17 protein-coding genes are annotated in these 17093 nt (G+C 64.7%); 14 read left to right on the forward strand and 3 right to left on the reverse strand.

The annotated features are described in order from the left end of the window. Positions 1–575: 575 nt before the first annotated feature. Both GFS60_RS14395 and GFS60_RS14400 read right to left on the reverse strand, forming a co-directional pair. The gene (locus tag GFS60_RS14395) at positions 576–941 is read right to left on the reverse strand and encodes a hypothetical protein (protein WP_159922173.1); all 366 of its coding nucleotides are present in this window, start codon (positions 939–941) and stop codon (positions 576–578) included. Between the two features lie 417 nt (positions 942–1358). Beyond that, a complete protein-coding gene (locus GFS60_RS14400; RefSeq protein WP_236603458.1) occupies positions 1359–2009 on the reverse strand; it encodes a helix-turn-helix domain-containing protein in 651 nt (216 codons plus the stop codon). A 255-nt stretch (positions 2010–2264) separates the two neighbouring features. On the opposite strand from GFS60_RS14400, the gene GFS60_RS14405 reads away from it, so the two are divergent. The 11 genes from GFS60_RS14405 (at position 2265) to GFS60_RS14455 (ending at position 12823) form a co-directional block, all read left to right on the forward strand. Then, a complete protein-coding gene (locus GFS60_RS14405; RefSeq protein WP_159922177.1) occupies positions 2265–3116 on the forward strand; it encodes a sugar phosphate isomerase/epimerase family protein in 852 nt (283 codons plus the stop codon). 44 nt (positions 3117–3160) lie between these two features. Next, a complete protein-coding gene (locus GFS60_RS14410) occupies positions 3161–3886 on the forward strand; it encodes an SDR family NAD(P)-dependent oxidoreductase (RefSeq protein WP_159922179.1) in 726 nt (241 codons plus the stop codon). A 14-nt stretch (positions 3887–3900) separates the two neighbouring features. Further along, entirely contained in the window at positions 3901–4797 is an 897-nt protein-coding gene (locus GFS60_RS14415; RefSeq protein WP_159922181.1) for an intradiol ring-cleavage dioxygenase, read from the forward strand. Next, entirely contained in the window at positions 4794–5870 is a 1077-nt protein-coding gene (locus GFS60_RS14420; RefSeq protein ID WP_159922183.1) for a maleylacetate reductase, read from the forward strand. Before GFS60_RS14415 ends, GFS60_RS14420 begins: the two co-directional genes overlap by 4 nt. Positions 5871–5919: 49 nt before the next feature. Then, positions 5920–6309 (forward strand): nuclear transport factor 2 family protein, encoded by a 390-nt coding sequence (locus tag GFS60_RS14425; protein ID WP_159922185.1) that lies wholly within the window; start codon positions 5920–5922, stop codon positions 6307–6309. Between the two features lie 76 nt (positions 6310–6385). Further along, positions 6386–7168, forward strand: a complete 783-nt coding sequence (locus GFS60_RS14430) for an SDR family NAD(P)-dependent oxidoreductase (RefSeq protein ID WP_159922187.1) — start codon at positions 6386–6388, stop codon at positions 7166–7168. 256 nt (positions 7169–7424) lie between these two features. Beyond that, a complete protein-coding gene (locus GFS60_RS14435) occupies positions 7425–8978 on the forward strand; it encodes a sugar ABC transporter ATP-binding protein (RefSeq protein ID WP_159922189.1) in 1554 nt (517 codons plus the stop codon). Beyond that, positions 8971–9969, forward strand: a complete 999-nt coding sequence (locus tag GFS60_RS14440) for an ABC transporter permease (protein WP_159922191.1) — start codon at positions 8971–8973, stop codon at positions 9967–9969. The genes GFS60_RS14435 and GFS60_RS14440 overlap by 8 nt, the downstream gene beginning before the upstream one ends. After that, positions 9966–10979, forward strand: coding sequence for an ABC transporter permease (locus tag GFS60_RS14445; protein WP_159922193.1), 1014 nt, complete (start codon positions 9966–9968; stop codon positions 10977–10979). Before GFS60_RS14440 ends, GFS60_RS14445 begins: the two co-directional genes overlap by 4 nt. After that, positions 10976–11998 (forward strand): sugar ABC transporter substrate-binding protein, encoded by a 1023-nt coding sequence (locus tag GFS60_RS14450; RefSeq protein ID WP_159922195.1) that lies wholly within the window; start codon positions 10976–10978, stop codon positions 11996–11998. Before GFS60_RS14445 ends, GFS60_RS14450 begins: the two co-directional genes overlap by 4 nt. A gap of 24 nt (positions 11999–12022) precedes the next feature. Further along, on the forward strand, positions 12023–12823 hold the full coding sequence (locus tag GFS60_RS14455) for an SDR family NAD(P)-dependent oxidoreductase (RefSeq protein WP_159922197.1): 801 nt from the start codon (positions 12023–12025) through the stop codon (positions 12821–12823). Between the two features lie 443 nt (positions 12824–13266). Here GFS60_RS14455 and GFS60_RS14460 read toward each other — a convergent pair whose 3' ends face one another. Next, entirely contained in the window at positions 13267–14277 is a 1011-nt protein-coding gene (locus tag GFS60_RS14460) for an NADP-dependent oxidoreductase (RefSeq protein WP_236603459.1), read from the reverse strand. Positions 14278–14513: 236 nt separating this feature from the next. Here GFS60_RS14460 and GFS60_RS39105 point away from each other — a divergent pair, with 236 nt between their 5' ends. Genes GFS60_RS39105 through GFS60_RS14470 form a run of 3 tightly spaced genes read left to right on the forward strand, consistent with a single transcriptional unit; the run spans position 14514 to position 17047 of the window. Continuing rightward, a complete protein-coding gene (locus GFS60_RS39105; RefSeq protein WP_236603460.1) occupies positions 14514–15023 on the forward strand; it encodes a polysaccharide deacetylase family protein in 510 nt (169 codons plus the stop codon). After that, a complete protein-coding gene (locus tag GFS60_RS39110) occupies positions 15020–15481 on the forward strand; it encodes a hypothetical protein (RefSeq protein WP_236603461.1) in 462 nt (153 codons plus the stop codon). Before GFS60_RS39105 ends, GFS60_RS39110 begins: the two co-directional genes overlap by 4 nt. A 45-nt stretch (positions 15482–15526) precedes the next feature. After that, positions 15527–17047 (forward strand): long-chain-fatty-acid--CoA ligase, encoded by a 1521-nt coding sequence (locus GFS60_RS14470; RefSeq protein ID WP_159922201.1) that lies wholly within the window; start codon positions 15527–15529, stop codon positions 17045–17047. Positions 17048–17093: the final 46 nt, after the last annotated feature.

The raw sequence follows: 17093 nt of genomic DNA on the forward strand, positions 1-17093 counted from the left end.
ACCAACGAGGTAGGATTGAGATTTCCGCCGCGAGAACCACGACGACGACCACGGGGCCTTTCGGAGGACCGCCCGGGCCTTCACCGAAGCCGAGGTCGTGAAGGTCTTGGACGAGTGACTCGCCGCAGGCATCGTGCCGAGGGACTTCTATCGCAATGTAGGCGAGATGGGATTCCTCGGCATCGGGATCCCTGAAGAAGCTCCAAGCAGTACCCCAGACGGTCCCGCTCGACATGCGGTGTGTTATCCGCATTGGTTTGGTCCACCGGACCACCTTTGCGGGACAACAGCAGTCAAGCTTCCGATTGGGGACCGCTTCCGGAACACGCCGGTCGGGCTTCCGCTAGCGGAGTTCTCCGGCTCCACCGGCCAGCCGGAAGTTGACCCACCCAACGACGCCGAGTTGAGGACCGTGCCGCTCAGGGATCCCTCGGCATTGCGGACCCGTTCGGCGCACCACTCGAATGGTGCCCGAATGAGAACATCCTGGCCGGTGGTGAGCGACGTGAGGACCTCGATTCTCTCTCGAGACTAAATCATCGGCTCACATCAAACAGGCGGGCTGCGAACAGATCTCAGAGCGAGATGACAGCTTCGATTGCAGGCGCGGACACGTGAGCAGTAGCGGTACTCAACCAGAACCGGACGCGCCCGAGGCCCGACGCGACATAGGCCGCGTTACCCGAGGTTTGATATCGATCCGGGCGGCTGTCCATCGGATAGACCGTGCGACTGCCCGCCGCGCCCGTATCAAGGTTCTCCCAATGCACGGTCACCGGGATAAGGCACGAGGTCAGTTCGTGCGGTGCTCCTCGCAGCTCCGCGGGCACATAGAACTCCGGTGACAGCAGAATGTATGCCTCGGCACCTGGCCACCCGCTCGACAGACCCACCGTCATCGGGATCCGGGCAACACCGCATTGACTGACGTCCTCGGCCATAGCCCATGTATCACCGGCTTGCACCGGGACCGGAGCGGCGGAGGCCGACCCGCAACCGACCACAGCGGCTACAGAGACCGCGGCACACGCAAACACAATCCGCCCAATAGACTTCAACATCGCCCCCCATTTCGGCGAGGAAGGCCGTCCCACGGCCACTCGCATCTCCGTGAATCCATTCGAGTGGATATCACCATCTCCGGTTCGATCGTTACGCACTGGCGAGGGCTGACCAGAAGCCCACGTTCACAGTGATTGCAGAGAGTCGGCATACGCGGCAGGGGTCAACCAGCTGCTCCCGAGTCCGCGCCGGTGGACGCGCTGGTTCGCGGCGGCCTCGGCGCGGGTAGTGGGTACTCACCCGCAGGCAGGATCAGGCGGAGGTGATCGCCGAAATGTGGGGACAGGCTAGCGGGTTTACCTGAACGTGGGCAGATGAGTGCGGCTCTGGCCGCTTCCGTTGGCGGTTCGCATCGCGTCTAGCAACGATTTGACGTCGGCGGTGTGGCTCGCGGTGTCGAAGACGAACCAGACGCCGCGTGCGGGTACCGTGCCTGGGTTGTAGAACAGGTGTGGCCGGCTCGAGTCGAAGCAGAACGAGTCGCCGGGGCCCAGGTCATGTTCGTCGAAGTCGAGCCGGAGCCGCAGCGTGCCTTCGAGGATGTACGCGAACTCGGCTCCGTCGTGGCGCATCTGTTTGCCGTCGACCGAGCTGGAAGCGCCGACCTCGTAGGTGACGTAGAGCGGTTCGATCTCAGTGCGCCCTCCGGTTGCCAGCCGCTGCCAGGTGACCCCGTTTTCCATTTCGAGGACCGGATTGTCTGCGGCGCGCTGGATACCCGCCGCGGCGTCGCGGTTCTGCGGGAGCTCGATGTCGAGACCGCTGCGACCGGACACGATCTGGTCGAGGGAGACCTCGAGCACGGTCGCGAGACCGAAGAGTGTTTTCACCGACGGCTGGGTTTTTCCGTTCTCGACCTGGGACAGCAGGCTGGTGGAGATGCCGAGCTGATCTGCGACCTGGCGAAGTGACAGTTTCTTGTCCAGGCGGGCCCGCTTCAAGGCCACGCCGATTTCCTCTTCCACCACTGTGCCCCGTTCTGTGTGTCTGACGCTCGATATCCACTCTGGCTTAACTCCGGCAGTGGTGCAACACCGCAGTTCATCGCCCGATCTTGACATTCACACTACACGGATTGCATGATTGGAGTCACAAAATTAAGCCAGAATGAATTATTTGGTTGGTCAGTCTGGCATCGTCGCGATCCTGCGCTACGCCGCAGGATGCAATCCACCCAACCCCTCGGGAAGGAAGATTTGGTAGTGAGCAAAATCGAATTGATCGCTGGAACGTGGACGACCGCTGGTGACGCCGACGCCGGCAATGCGGAGAACGATCGCAGTCCGCACAGCTTCCAGGAGCGCATCGAGGTTGCCGCGAAGGCCGGATTCACCGGCGTGGGCATTGGGTACCTGGATCTTCTCGACGCCGAGCAGCAGTACGGGTTTCCCACTGTCAAGACCATGCTCGCCGACAACGGCATCGCTCACCTCGAGCTCGAGTTCCTGGAGAACTGGTTCCTCACCGACAAGCGCCGGACAGCCGCGGACGAGATTCGCGAAAACATGTTCCGGGCCGCCGAAGCTCTCGGCGCCCGTCACATCAAGGTCGGCGGCGACTTCAGTGGTGGTGAATTCGATGCGGATCACATGGCGGCCGAATTCGTGAAGCTCTGCACCGACGCTTCAAACGCGGGTACCACGGTGGTGTTCGAGCCGATGCCGTTCGTGAACGTCAAGACACCGCAGCAGGCACTCGAGTTCATCGCCAAGGCCGATCATCCCGCTGGCGGGTTGTTGATCGACATTTGGCACGTCGCCCGTGCCGGCGTCGACTTCGACACTCTCGCCGATATCCCGGCGCAGTACATCTTCGACGTCGAACTCGACGATGCGCCATTGACGTTCGAAGGTGACCTCATCGCCGACACCTTCAACGGCCGCCGGCTTCCCGGCGAGGGCGAACTCGACGTCCAAGGCTTCGTCGACGCCATCCGTAAGACCGGCTACGACGGAATCTACGGCGTGGAGATCTTGTCCGCCGCCTACCGCAAGCTCCCGATCAGCGAGGCCGTTCCCGCCGCCTATGAAGCGACGATGAAGTACCTGCGCTGACCTGGCCGGATACCGATTCGAACACGAAAGAAGAGGGCAACACAATGGCGCGGTTGGAACAGAAGGTAGCTGTCGTCTCCGGCGGAGCCCGCGGTATCGGCCGCGCCACGGCGGAACTGTTCGCCGAGGAAGGCGCGAGGGTGGTGGTCGGCGACCTGCGGGAGCCGGAGCCCTTCGGACACCCGAACATCACCTTCAAGCGCCTCGACGTCACCCAGCTCGACAGCTGGCAGGGACTCGTCGACTCGGTGATCGCCGCGCACGGGCGGATCGACATCCTGGTCAACAACGCCGGCCTCGTCGGCTCCTACGAGGCGATCGACAAGATCGACCTCAACGACTGGCACCACATCATCGCGGTCAACCAGACCGGGGTCTTCTACGGCATGCGCTCGGTCTTGCCGACCATGCAGGCCCAGCACGCCGGCGCGATCGTCAACGTCTCGTCGATCTGGGGCATCGTCGGCGCCGCCGGGGTCTCGGCCTACCAGGCCAGTAAGGCCGCGGTGCGGATGATGAGCAAGAACGCCGCCCTGTCGTACGTCGGCGACGGCATCCGGGTCAACTCCCTGCACCCAGGTCTGGCCAGCACCCCGATGATCGACGCTCAGGACGAGGCGATCACCGCCGAGGTGATCGCCGCCACCCCGATGAAGCGTGCCGCCAATCCTCGCGAAATCGCCTATGGCGCATTGTTCCTCGCCAGCGACGAGGCCAGTTACGTCACCGGCATCGAACTGCCGGTCGACGGCGGCTACACCGCACCGTGAAAGGAGTTGAACCGATGACCGATCGTGGACTGTTCACCGAAGGCCGCTCAGCCGAGGTGGTGATCGACAGCCTCGGAGCCGACACCGATCCCCGGCTGCGGCAGATCCTGACCTCCCTGATCCAGCACCTGCACGACTTCGTCAAGGACGTCCAGCTCACCGAGGAGGAGTGGGAGAAGGGCATCGAGTTCCTCACCCGCACCGGGCACACCTGCAACGACGTGCGTCAGGAATTCATCCTGCTCTCCGATGTTCTCGGGGTATCGATGCTGGTCGAGACGATCAACCACCGCGCCCTCGATCACGCCACCGAGCAGACCGTTCTGGGCCCGTTCCACATGGTCGACTCCCCGCCGCGCGAGCTCGGCGACACCATCGCCCTCGACGACGGTGGTGAGCCGTGCCTGGTGACCGGACAGGTCCGCAGCGCGGACGGCACCCCCTTGGCCGGGGCGAGTGTGGACGTCTGGCAGGCGAACGCCGAAGGCTTCTACGACGTCCAGCAACCCGGCATCCAGCCGAGGCTGAACTTGCGTGGGTTGTTCACAACCGACGACGAGGGCAAGTTCTGGTTCCGCTCGATCGTTCCGCGGTACTACCCCATACCCGACGACGGACCGGTGGGGGAGCTGCTGGCCATCACCGGGCGCCATCCCAACCGGCCGGCGCACGTGCATTTCATCGTCACCGCACCCGGCCACGAACCGGTCACCACCCATCTGTTCGTCGACGGCACCCCTTACATCGACTCCGATGTCGTGTTCGGGGTCAAGGAAAGCCTGATCCGGGAGTTCCCGGTGGTCGACGACCCGGACCGCGCCCGCGAGCTCGGATTCGACAATCCTTTCCGCACGGTCCACTTCGATGTGACCCTGCTCGAATCCGAGGTACGAGAGGCGGCCGGACTGTGACCCTCACCAGCTCCTTCCACTATCAGGCCCTGCCGATGCGGGTGAGCTTCGAGGTCGGCGCGGTGACCAAGATCGGGGAGGAACTCGACCGACTCGGGCTGAGGCGGGCGCTGGTCCTGTGCACTCCCGAGCAGAAGCACCTGGCCGATCTCGTCATGGATCATCTCGGTGACCGCGGTGCCGGCATCTTCGACCAGGCTCGCATGCACGTGCCGGTCGACACCGCGGACCGCGCCCGGGACCGGGCCCGCGAGCTCGGCGCGGACAGCTGCGTGGTGATCGGCGGTGGTTCCTCGATCGGCCTCGGCAAGGCGATCGCCCTCGAACACGGGCTACCGATCATCGCGATCCCCACCACCTACGCCGGATCGGAGATGACCCCGATCTGGGGTCTGACCCGCGACGGGCGCAAGCAGACTGGGCGCGACGCGAAGGTGCTGCCGCAGAGCGTCATCTACGACCCACAGCTGACCGCCACGCTGCCGGCGGAGATCTCGGCCGCCAGCGGTCTGAACGCGGTCGCGCATGCCGTCGAGGCGCTCTATGCCCCGGACGCCTCGCCGATCATCTCGCTGATGGCCGAAGAGGGAGTACGCGCCTTCGCCGAATCGCTGGCCGCGGTGGTCGCCGACGGCACCGATCTCGACGCCCGCTCGAAAGCCCTCTACGGGGCATGGCTGTGCGGCGCCTGCCTGGGGGCGACCACGATGTCGCTGCACCACAAGCTCTGCCACGTCCTCGGCGGATCCCTCGACCTGCCGCACGCCCAGACGCACGCGATCGTGCTGCCCTACGTGCTGGCCTACAACGAATCCCACGCCCCGGCAGCGCGGGCCGCCCTGCAGCGGGCCCTGGGCGCCGATGGTGACCCGTCTGCCGCGTTGTGGGACCTCGAGCAGCAACTGCAGATCCCGCACTCGCTCGAAGAACTGGGCGTGCGCGAAACCCAACTCCCTGCCGTCATCGACGAGGTCCTGTCCAACCCTTACTCGAACCCGACCCCGGTCACCGAGGACGGGCTGCGTCACCTCCTCGGCCAGGCTCTGCGCGGCGATCGGCCCACCCGCCGATGACCCGGTACGACACCCACCCTCACCCACCCTGAACAGCACAGGAGCCGACGTGACAGCTACCCACGACGCGACGACCACCATCCGGGATCTCGAAAACGCCCGGTACCGGGCGATCGTCGACCAGGACCTGGCCCGGTTCGCCGAGCTCAGCCACCCCGACCTGGCCTACTCGCACTCCTCCGGCGACACGGACAGCCTCGACTCCTACCTCGACAAGGTGCGGTCGGGCTACTACGTCTATCACGACATCGACCACCCGATCGAGTTCATCCGGATCGTCGACGACGTCGCGCTCGTCATCGGTGAGATGAACGCCAGCATCACCGCCGGCGGACGCGAGAAGAAGCTGCGTAACCGGTGCCTGGCCGTATGGAAGTACACCGATGATGCGGGCTGGCGATTCCTCGCCTACCAGCCCACCCCGGTGCCCACCGCGTAAACCCCCTCACCCGACTCCCCCGTGCACCGGTGTGCCGGCGGAGCTCACCCCACCCGAACACCAGATTGGATTCCCCATGTCCACCCTCGAGAACAAGATCGCCATCGTCACCGGAGCCAGCCGCGGACTCGGTGAGGGCATCGCCGTCGAACTCGCCCGGCGCGGGGCCACCATCGTCTGCGCCGACCTGCACAGCGCCGAGGACACCGCCGCCACGCTGCAGTCCGCAGGCAGCCCGAAGAGCAGCTCCGCCAAGGTCGACGTGTCCAGCGCGGCGTCGGTGGACGAGTTGGTCGGTTCCACTGTCGAGACGCACGGGCGCCTGGACATCATGGTCAACAACGCCGGCATTTACACCTACGGTGCAATCGCCGACGTCACCGACGAAGACTTCCGCCGCACCATGGACGTCAACATCGGCGGCGTCTTCAACGGATCCCGTGCGGCCGCCCGGGTGATGAAAGAGCAAAAGTCGGGGCGGATCATCAACACTGCCTCCCAGCTCGGCAAACTCGCCCGCCCCAACGAGGGCGTCTACTCCGCATCGAAGGCGGCCGTCATCTTGATGACGCAGGCCCTCGGGCTGGAACTGGCGCCTTTCAACATCACCGTCAACGCCATCTGTCCCGGCTGCATGTACACCGAGATGATGGAGAAGTCGTTCGCGGAAATCGCTCAGAGCGAGGGAATTACGCTCGAGCAGAAGCTGCAGGACTACCTCGACGCCAAAATACCCACGGGTCGTTTCGGCACTCTCGACGATATGGGCCGGATGGTCGCCTGGCTGGCCTCCGACGAGGCTTCGTTCACCACCGGTTCCGCTCTCAACCTCACCGGTGGCGAGCAGGTCTTCTTCTAGGTCTCCGGCCTCCTCGGCGCAGACACCGCGGTGGTAACCGATCGGCTTCGTCCGATCGGTTACCACCGCGTCTGTATTCAGCTGCAATGAACATTGTCCAATGCTACTCCATGATTCCCCGATATTGACAGTCACACTGAACTAGATGGTATGGTGGGCGTCACACTTTAAGTAGTGATGAAAAGTCGTTCGGGGCGTCCATCACCCCCGCGCCCTGCAGTACCGCGTTATTTCCCAGCCTGTATCAGGAGCCCCCGTGACCTCACAGATCCCCGCTTCGTCACCCGCTGCCATCGAGGCCACCGGGGTCAGCAAGCACTTCGGCGGTGTGCACGCGCTCGAGGACGTGAGCATCCGCATCGACTCCGGTACCTGTCACGCCATAGTCGGCGCGAATGGCGCCGGCAAATCCACACTGATGAAGGTGCTCGCCGGCCTCTACACCCCCAACGAGGGTCAGGTGCTGGTCTCCGGACAACTGCTGTCCGGGGGGACCGTAGCGTCCAAGGCCGCCGGCATCGCACTGGTCCATCAGGAACTGAGCCTGTGCCCGGACCTGACCGTCGCCGAGAACATCTGCGTCGGAACCACTCCCACCAAACACGGACTCGTCGACCGCAAAGCTATGCGCTCGATCGCCGCCGCACTGTGCGCGCGGCTGGGCGTGAACATCGACCCCGACACCCTCGTCGGTCAGCTGCCGGCGACCCTCCAGCAGTTCGTCGAGATCGCCAAGGCATTGCGCCTGGACCCGCAGATCCTCATCCTCGACGAGCCCACCGCCTCCCTGACACCCCAGGAGACCGACCAGCTGCTCGACCTGCTCGAGTCCCTGCGCGATCAGGGTGTGACCATCGTGTACATCTCGCACCGGCTGCGGGAGATCTTCAAACTGTGCAGCCGCGCTACCGTCCTCCGCGACGGCCGCCTGGTCGAGCACCTCGACCTCGCCGAGACCACCACCGACCGGCTGGTCGAGAGCATGGTCGGGCAGAAACTGCTCGACCAGGAACAACACGAGCGGGAAGAGAAGACGGACTCATTCGGTGAGGTGGTCCTGTCCGTCGACAACCTCTGGGCGCCTGGGGTGTTCGGCACCAGCCTCGAGGTCTGTGCCGGCGAGGTCCTCGGTCTCGGCGGACTGATGGGCTCAGGTCGCAGCGAACTGGTCCGGGCCATCCTCGGCCTCGAACCCCGCTCCCGCGGGTCGGTCACCCTCAGCTACGACGGCCACCGCCGCACCATCAGTTCCTACCGCTCCGCGGTCCGGTCCGGCGTCGCCTTCGTCCCGGAAGACCGCCGTACGGAAGGGGTACTGCTAGCCCGATCGGTGCGCGAGAACCTGGCGCTACCCTCGCTGACCGCGCTGAGCCGGTTCGGACAGATCCGTACCAAGGCACTGAAAAAGATGGCCACCGGCCTCGCCGGCGAGGTCAACCTGCGCCCCGCCAACACCTCCGCCACCGTGAAACTGCTCAGCGGCGGCAACCAGCAGAAGGTCGCCTTCGGCCGGTGGCTACCCACCAATCCACGACTGTTCGTCCTGGACGAGCCCACCGCCGGCGTCGACGTCGGAGCCAAAGCCGAAATTCACGAACTAGTCCGCTCTTTGACCGCGAAGGGCACCGCCGTCATCGTCGTCTCCTCCGACCTCGAGGAACTGCTCTCGTTGTCGGACCGGATCGCGGTCCTGCGCGACGGCACGATCACCGGCGAACTGTCCGCCACCGAGGCCGACCAACAGGCCATCGTCCGGCTCGGCACCCATCACGACACCACGCACCAACGCAAGGAAGCCGCACATGTCTGACACCCAGATCGCGCCGGCAGGGCGGGTCGCACCTTACGTGCCGCCCCTGCGGCGCACATTCGATGAGAACCCCACCGCAATCGTGGTCACCGGGGCGCTGATCGCACTACTGCTGTTCGCCGCGGTCGGACTCGACGGTTTCTGGTCCGCACAGAACCTCGGCACGCTGCTGCGTAACAGCACCTTCCTCGGATTCGTCGCACTGGCAATGACGTTCGTGGTCGTCTCAGGCCTGATCATCGACCTGTCGGTGGTGCCGCAGATCGCCCTCGCCGCTATCGTCGTGATCGCGGTGAGCCCGCACGGCATCGCCGTGGCCGCACCGGCCGCGATCCTGGCGTGCCTGTCCTTCGCGATCATCAACGGCATCGGCGCCGGACTGATGCGCGGCAACGGAGTCATCGTCACCCTGGCCACCGCCACCGCCGGCATGGGCGTGCTCAACTACATCACCGGCGGCGCCCAGTACTCCGGAAACACCACGCTGTTGTCGTGGATCGGCAACGCCTCCGTCGCCGGCATTCCGGTGGTTTTCCTGATTTTCGCCGTCGTGGCCGTGCTCGCCCACAACCTGCTCTCCGCCACCAGCTTCGGGTACTCGCTGCGGGCCACCGGCACCAACCGCGGTGCCGCCCGGATCGCCGGACTGAACACCACCCGCACCCTCACCCTCACCTTCGCCGTCTCCTCGCTCGGGGCGGCCGCGGCGGGCATGGCGCTGGCCGGCTACAGCTCGAGTGCAGTCTCGACGATGTCCGCCGGCTACGACTTCAACGCCCTCGCCGCCGTCGTCATCGGTGGCACCAGCCTCTTCGGCGGCCGCGGATCGATCCTGGGCACCGTCCTCGGTGTCGCGTTCGTCCAGGTACTGCTCAGTGTCCTGTCCCTGGCCGGGTTGCCGTTCCAATGGCAACAGTTCGTGCAGGGCTTCATCATCGTCGCGACCCTCGCGGCGGACGCCATCCTGCGCCGACGTGGAGGTCTCAAGTGAACGGCCACACTCTTCTGACCCAGTTCAAGAGCTGGACCGCATTCCGGGCGGTGATCCTGCTGGCCCTGGTCGTCGTGGTGCTGCTGGCAGTCCAGCCGACCGCACTCGGCTCCTACGGCATCGCCCTGTCCCGCATCGTCGACGTCTGGCTGGTGGCGATCGCGCTGGACCCGGTCCTCGTCCTCGGCGAGATCGACCTCAGCGTCGGATCGACCATGGCCGTCACCGCGGCCGTCGCCGCGCAGGCCTCCGGCAACCTCGCCGTCTCGATTCCCCTCGCGCTGATCACCGGTGCGGTGGTGGGACTGATCAACGGTCTCCTGGTCGTCAAGGTCGGCATCAACTCCTTCATCACCACCCTCGGCATGCTGATCACCCTGCAGGGTCTCGCCCTGGCGATCACCGACGGCGCCCCGGTGCCACTGCAGGACTCCACCCGGGCCCTGGAATTCAGCGTCCCGCTGATCGGGCAGATCACCCCGGACATCGTCATCGCCGTCGCCGCGACCGCCGCCCTGTGGTTCTTCATGACCAAGATGCGTACCGGCCGCGAGCTCTACATCATCGGCGGCAACGCCGAAGCCGCGGCGTCGGGCGGTATCTCCATCGACACCCGCAAGATTCTCGCCTTCACCATCTGCAGCTGCGTCGCCGGCCTCGCCGGTGTCGTCGACACCCTCAACCTGGTCGCCGCCTCACCCACCCTGGGATCGACGGTGATGCTGCTGGCGATCGCGGCCGCCGTCGTCGGGGGCGCCAGCCTGTCCGGTGGCCGCGCCAGCGTGATCGGCGCCGTCATCGGGGCGATCGCGCTCGGTGGCATCAGCATCGGCCTGCAGATGAGCGGGCTGGACTCGAGCGTCGAGGGCATCGCCATCGGCGCAATCCTGTTCGCCGCCGTCGTCTTGACGAAGGAGGGCGTGCGCGCCCTGCGGCTCCCATCGCTGCTCGGTCCCCTCACGGGCGCATCCTCAGACCCCACAGCCGTCGCAGCAGGAAAGGCACGATGATGGCGCACAAGAATTCTCTATTCCGGCGAGCTGCACTCGCGATCGCCGTCTGCGTAGCCGCCGTGCTGGCCGGCACCGCGTGCGGCGCTCCCGGCGCGGCCACCGACAACGGGGATTGGCCCACGATCGCCTTCCTCGTGCCGATGGACCGCAACCACGAGTACGGGCGCAACTACGTTTCGTCCCTGCGGAAGGCAGCCGAAGAACACCACGTCAACGCATTCGTGATGAACTCGAACTACGACGCTTCGGTGCAGGCGTCGCAGATGAAGATTGCGATCGCCAAGAAGGTCGACGGCATAGTCATCTGGCCCGCGCTCTACGGCGCCGAACAGCCGATGCTGATCCAGGCCCAGCGGGCCGGAATTCCGGTCAACATCAGCAACTCCCAGCCCCCCGAGAGCCTCGACGCCAGCCTGTACCACGCGTTCACCGGACCGAACGACCAACGTATCGGCGAACTCCAGGGCAAGGAACTCGCGAAGCTGCTCGGCGGCAAGGGAACCTACGTCTACATCGGCGGCACCCCCGGCAACGCGGCAGCGATCAACCGTCAGATCGGCCTCGAACGCGAGATGGCCAACCACCCCGACATGAAGCTCCTCGGCTCCCAGCCGGGCAACTTCGACAAGAACCAGGCCCAGACCGCAGCGAGCTCACTGATCAGCCGCTTCGGCAACCAGATCGACGCCCTCGTCACCCCGGACGACATCATGGCCTCCGGCGCCGCCCAAGCCCTCGACGCCGCAGGGATGGCCGGACAAGTCAAACTCCTCGGCCACAACTACGCGCCGGTCGCCCGGACCCTGCTCGAGAACGGATCCATGTCGACGACACTGTTCCAATCCCCGTGCTGGGACTCCACCCACGCCCTGACCACCATGATGGACGTCCTCGCCGGCAAAGACGTGCCGCCGGTCCTTTACATGCCGCTGCCGGTGGTCACCAAGGACAACCTCGACGAGTTCACCCCCAACGGCTGCCTGCCGGCGGGGTACTCCGAACTCGCCCGCAACTAACACCCACGCCCGAGAGGAATCACGATGGAAACCGGACTAGGGGACAAGGTCGTCGTCATCACCGGCGCCGGCTCCGGAATCGGAGCCGCATCCGCACGGGCTTTCGCCGCGGAAAACGCCCGCCTCGCCCTGCTCGATCGCGACCGGCACGGCCTCGACATCCTCGCCAAGGAACTCGAGCAGGTCACCGAGGTGCACTACGCCGTCGCCGATCTGAGCACCGAGGCCGGGGTGACCGGAGGTCTCGACGAGGTCCTTGCCCCTTACGACGGCCGCGTGGATGTGTTGTTCAACAACGTCGGCGCCGGCAGCCTGGGAACCATCGACAGCCTCACCGACACCGACTGGGTCTCCACCCTCGAACTGAACTTCCTCAGCCAGGTCCGCGCCGCTACCTACGTGCTGCCGACCATGCGGGCCGCCGGACACGGTGTCATCGTCAACAACGCCTCGGACCTGGGTCGTCAGCCGATCGCCGCCGGACCGGACTACGCCGCGTCGAAGGCGGCCATCCTGTCGTTCACCAGCTCGCTGGCCATCAGCGAGGGCCCGATCGTGCGAGTCAACGCGGTCGCACCCGGCCCCATCCTCTCGCCGATGTGGCTGATGGAGGGTGGCCTCGCCGACACCTTCGCCGCCGTCCACGGCGTGCACCGCGACGAATCCATCGACGTCGAGATGAAACATCGCGGACTTCCTTTGCAACGCATAGGAACTCCCGAGGAAGTGGCCAACGTGGTTGTCTTCCTCGCCTCCGACCTCGCCTCGTACGTCACCTCCTCGGTGTACGGCGTCGACGGCGGTTCCTTCCGCGCCATCACCTGACCGCCCGCCCCACCCGGAGCGGCTGTCGATCACTGACACGGTTCGGATCCATCGGAAGTGAGCCGAAGCGTTCGCTGAAGGGCAGCCTTGTGGTCGTGTGGTATAGCCCGACGAGACCGCACGGCCTGCGCCACAAGCAGATTCCGGTCGCGGCCGGCTTGACTGATGGTCAGGCGCGGCGCGAGGAACCACTTTTCGTATCCAATCTGGTTGCGCAGTCGGGGCGCCCAGGGCGGGAAGCCGCGGACTGAGCCCAGTACGCCTCGACAACCACCCGACCGGGTAGTTAGCGGGTATACCACGAAAGGGGAGCGTGCTATCCGGCTGGGGGAGTGATCCGTTGGTGGGGGGTGCTCGGACAGTGATGGATGCGTGTGGAGGCCGGATCCCTCCTGCGCGGTGGCGGGATAGGGCCTCGGGCTGAGGCCGGCTTCAGAGGCTGGCTACGCGGTGAGATCGATGATGATCTTGCCTGGCTGGCCGTTGGAGAACGAGTCCACGAAGGCGGCCGGCAGCTGTTCGAATCCGGGCAATACTGATTGCACGGCCTCCAACTGTCCGGAACTGATGAGTTCGCCGAGCGTGGCTTCAACCTCTGCTGCTCGGTCCATGTAGTCGAGCACGATGAATCCTTGTGTGAGGATTCGCTTGGTGAGAAGCTGTCCGAAATTGCTTGGTCCGGCGGGTCGCTCGGTCAAGTTGTAGCCGTCGATCAGGCCACACAACGCGATGTGTGCGTGGTTGTTGAGTCGGGTGATCGATGCGTCGAACATCGGGCCTCCGGAGTTTTCGAAGAGGCGGTCGATGCCGTCCGGTGTTGCCGCCTCGAGCTGGCCCTTCCAGTCAGGGGCCTTGCGATCGATGACGGCGGCGGCGCCGAGTCGGGCGACCATCGAGCACTTCTCGGCGCCTCCTGCGATGCCGACAACATGTGCGCCCGCCTGCTTCGCGAGCTGGACGGCCACGCTTCCGACTGCGCCCGAGGCGCCGGAGATCAAGACGGTGTGCCCTGGTTCCGGCCGCAGGATGTCGCATACTCCGGCCCACGCGGTCAGGCCCGTCATCCCGAGGATTCCGAGGTAGTGCTCCAAGGGAACGTCCTCCCGTGGTGTGATTCGGTCCCAGTCAGTACCGGGCGAGCTGATGATCTGGCGCCGTTGCCAGCCGACGAAGCCACGCACAATGTCGCCCACGGTGAAGTTGCTGTTGCGTGAGGCGGTCACGCGTGCCAGACCGAAAGCGCGCACTGGCTCTCCGATCGCGACTGGCGGAAGATAACTCGGTCGGTCGTCGAGCCAGCCCCTGATGGCCGGATCGATCGAGATGAAGAGGGTCTCGAGTACGACGTCGCCGGCCTCGAGTTCGGCCAGGACGACGTCCTCCACACGGAAGTCCTCCACGCTCACGTGCCCGTGGGGGCGCTGCGCCAGGACGATCTGTTGTGATGAATTCACGGTGTGCTTCTCCTTCGTCACCACCGACGGTAGAAGTCATGACAAGGCGAAACTTGGCCCGATGCGCACGGAATTCGACGAGCACGCACAGCGCGCATTTCAATGCCGGATGCGTGTGCGCCTGATGAAAGCAGATGCGCGCAAACAACCAAGACGTGACGTCCGTCACTTCGTAGGGTCGGTGAGAAGTGGGCTGCGTGCCGAGGAGCCCACCTGGAAGATCCGGAGTCAACGCAATGAATGACACACGCACCGACCGACCTCTCGAGATTGCGGTCACGATCGATGACTTCGTCCTGTGGGACGGCGTACCCATGCCGGACGAGACCACTCCCACCGACATCACGCGGTCTGTGGCGAAAACGCTGAACGACTACGGACTTGCGGGAACCTACGGCTTCTCTCATACCTACCGGCTCGAGAACGAGCCAGAGCAAATCGAGGCCTTCGAGGCGTGGGCCGAAGCGGGCCATCACCTGGGCAACCACACTCACCAGCACGCTCCACTGCGCTGGATGCCCGATGCGGCATTCCGATGCGATTTCGAGACGGCCGAGAAGTACATCGGTCATCTGATCGACGCCGCACCGTCGAAGTACTTCCGGTACCCCTGGACATGTCATCAGGATCGGAACGACGTCGAGGGGAAGTCGAGACGTACATCGCAGATCTCGGCTACCGCACTGCCCCGATCACGAGTTGGTTCAGTGATTTCGCGTTCATCATGCCGTACTTTCGCGCGATGACCCTTGGCGACAAGGACGTGCAGAAGCAGGTCCGCGACCTGCATGTGTCGACCGCAGTTGACATGCTCTACAAGCACGCGGACACCGCGCGTACCTTGTTCGGTGCCGACGCCCCTCTCATCTGGCTCGTACACGGCACCCCGATCTCTCGTGACACCCTCGCTCCGATCCTCGAGGCCTTCCTCGAGCGTGGCGTCGAATTTGTCACCCTCGATGAGGCGATGAAGCATCCGGTGAACTTCGGGAAGCCGCCGTGTAATGAGAGCTTCACCAACCAGCTTCAGAGGTTCGCGCTTGCTGCGCGCGTGCCGAAACCTGAACTCGACGTCGAGCGGCTGGCCGAGATCCTGAACCTTGCGCCCATTCCTGGTCTCGACACGATGGCGACCTACGAAGAGCGCATGTTCAAGCCGCTGGCGAAGCGGGTGGGAGCGAAGTACGACTGGGATTGGTCCTGAGTCGGCATTCCACATTCACAAACGTCATTATCTGAAAGCAGGATCATGCTCAACCTGGCCACCATGCTTGCCGACACTGCTCGACGCACTCCCAGCAGAACCGCTGTCATCGAAGGTGACCGCACCCTTACCTTCGGTGAGATCGATGCGGCTGCGAACAGTGTGGCCCATTTTCTTCTCTCACGGGGGTTGCGTCCAGGCGACCGCGTCGCCTTGACGATTGCGAATGTTGTCGAGTTTCCGATCGTCTACTTCGGCATCCTCAAGGCCGGTGGAGCCGTCGTGCCGCTCAACACGATGCTCAAGCGGGAGGAGGTTGCCTATCACCTCCGTGACTCGGGCGCGACGGCATACTTCTGTACCGTGCCGGGGCCCGACGACGAGGCGTGGCGCGGGTTCCAGGACGTCGAATCCTGCGAGTATCTGGTCACCCTTGGTTCCGCGTTGCCCGATGAGCCAGACGTGGGAACAACCCTGGCGAAAGTATTGGCCGAACACCCCGCGAAAGACGTCCTGCAGGTGACCGAGGCAACGGACACGGCGGTAGTCCTGTACACGAGCGGGACGACCGGCCAGCCGAAGGGCGCGGAGCTCACCCACGCCAACTTGGTCCTCAACGCCATAGGGCATAACCAACTGCTCGACGCCCGAGCCGACGACGTGCATCTGGTCACTCTTCCGCTCTTTCACTCGTTCGCGCAGACCGTACAGCTGAACGCCGGTTTCGCAATGGGTGCCACCCTGGTCCTGCTGCCACGATTCGACGCAGCTCAGGCTCTGGCATTGATGACACAGCACCGGGTAACGGTCTTCGCCGGTGTTCCGACGATGTACTGGGCGCTGCTCAACAAGGCCGCTGACGGAATAGACGTCGATCTGGCCGGTCTCCTGCGAATCGCGCTTTCGGGCGCAGCTGCCATGCCCGTCGATGTGCTGGAGCGGTTCAGGGATGTCTTCGGTGTCGGGATCCGGGAGGGCTACGGACTCTCCGAAACCAGTCCGACCGTCACGTTCAACCCGCTCGACCAACCGAACCGGTCGGGGTCGATCGGCACACCGATCTGGGGAGTAGAGGTCAAGCTCATCGACGATCAGTGGAACGAGGCTCCCGCCGGTGAGCCAGGAGAACTCGCGATACGTGGATACAACGTGATGAAGGGATACCTGGGGCAACCCGAGGCGACACAGGAGGTGATCCGAGACGGCTGGTTCCGCACGGGCGATATCGCAACGCGAGACGAGGACGGCTACTACTTCATCGTCGATCGCGCCAAGGACTTGATCGTGCGGGGAGGCTTCAACGTCTATCCGCGCGAACTCGAGGAAGTGATCATCGGCCACCCAGAGGTCAGCCTCGTGGCCGTCGTCGGAATCCCCGACGAGCGAATCGGTGAGGAAGTGAAAGCCTTCGTCATCCGCGAGCCCGGATCGGAGTTGAAGGAAGAAGATCTGATCGGCTGGTCACGGGAACGGTTGGCGGCTTACAAGTACCCGCGCCTGGTCGAGTTCAGGGAGACCTTACCGATGAACGCGACAGGAAAGCTCCTCAAGCGGGCTCTGCGATGATCAAGCCGTTGGCGTGGGCGCCAGCGCGCGCTAGCGTCGACTCTGG

This window comes from Rhodococcus sp. WAY2 (assembly GCF_009859915.1).
Taxonomy (GTDB): Bacteria; Actinomycetota; Actinomycetes; order Mycobacteriales; family Mycobacteriaceae; genus Rhodococcus_F; species Rhodococcus_F oxybenzonivorans.

Bases quoted from the DNA above. Each gene is read 5' to 3' on its own strand.
- GFS60_RS14455 (WP_159922197.1), top strand. From the start codon at position 12,023: ATGGAAACCGGACTAGGGGACAAGGTCGTCGTCATCACCGGCGCCGGC.
- GFS60_RS14470 (WP_159922201.1), top strand. From the start codon at position 15,527: ATGCTCAACCTGGCCACCATGCTTGCCGACACTGCTCGACGCACTCCC.
- GFS60_RS14450 (WP_159922195.1), top strand. From the start codon at position 10,976: ATGATGGCGCACAAGAATTCTCTATTCCGGCGAGCTGCACTCGCGATC.
- GFS60_RS14440 (WP_159922191.1), top strand. From the start codon at position 8,971: ATGTCTGACACCCAGATCGCGCCGGCAGGGCGGGTCGCACCTTACGTG.
- GFS60_RS14430 (WP_159922187.1), top strand. From the start codon at position 6,386: ATGTCCACCCTCGAGAACAAGATCGCCATCGTCACCGGAGCCAGCCGC.
- GFS60_RS14415 (WP_159922181.1), top strand. From the start codon at position 3,901: ATGACCGATCGTGGACTGTTCACCGAAGGCCGCTCAGCCGAGGTGGTG.
- GFS60_RS14395 (WP_159922173.1), bottom strand. From the start codon at position 941: ATGGCCGAGGACGTCAGTCAATGCGGTGTTGCCCGGATCCCGATGACG.
- GFS60_RS14410 (WP_159922179.1), top strand. From the start codon at position 3,161: ATGGCGCGGTTGGAACAGAAGGTAGCTGTCGTCTCCGGCGGAGCCCGC.
- GFS60_RS39105 (WP_236603460.1), top strand. From the start codon at position 14,514: ATGAATGACACACGCACCGACCGACCTCTCGAGATTGCGGTCACGATC.
- GFS60_RS39110 (WP_236603461.1), top strand. From the start codon at position 15,020: ATGACCCTTGGCGACAAGGACGTGCAGAAGCAGGTCCGCGACCTGCAT.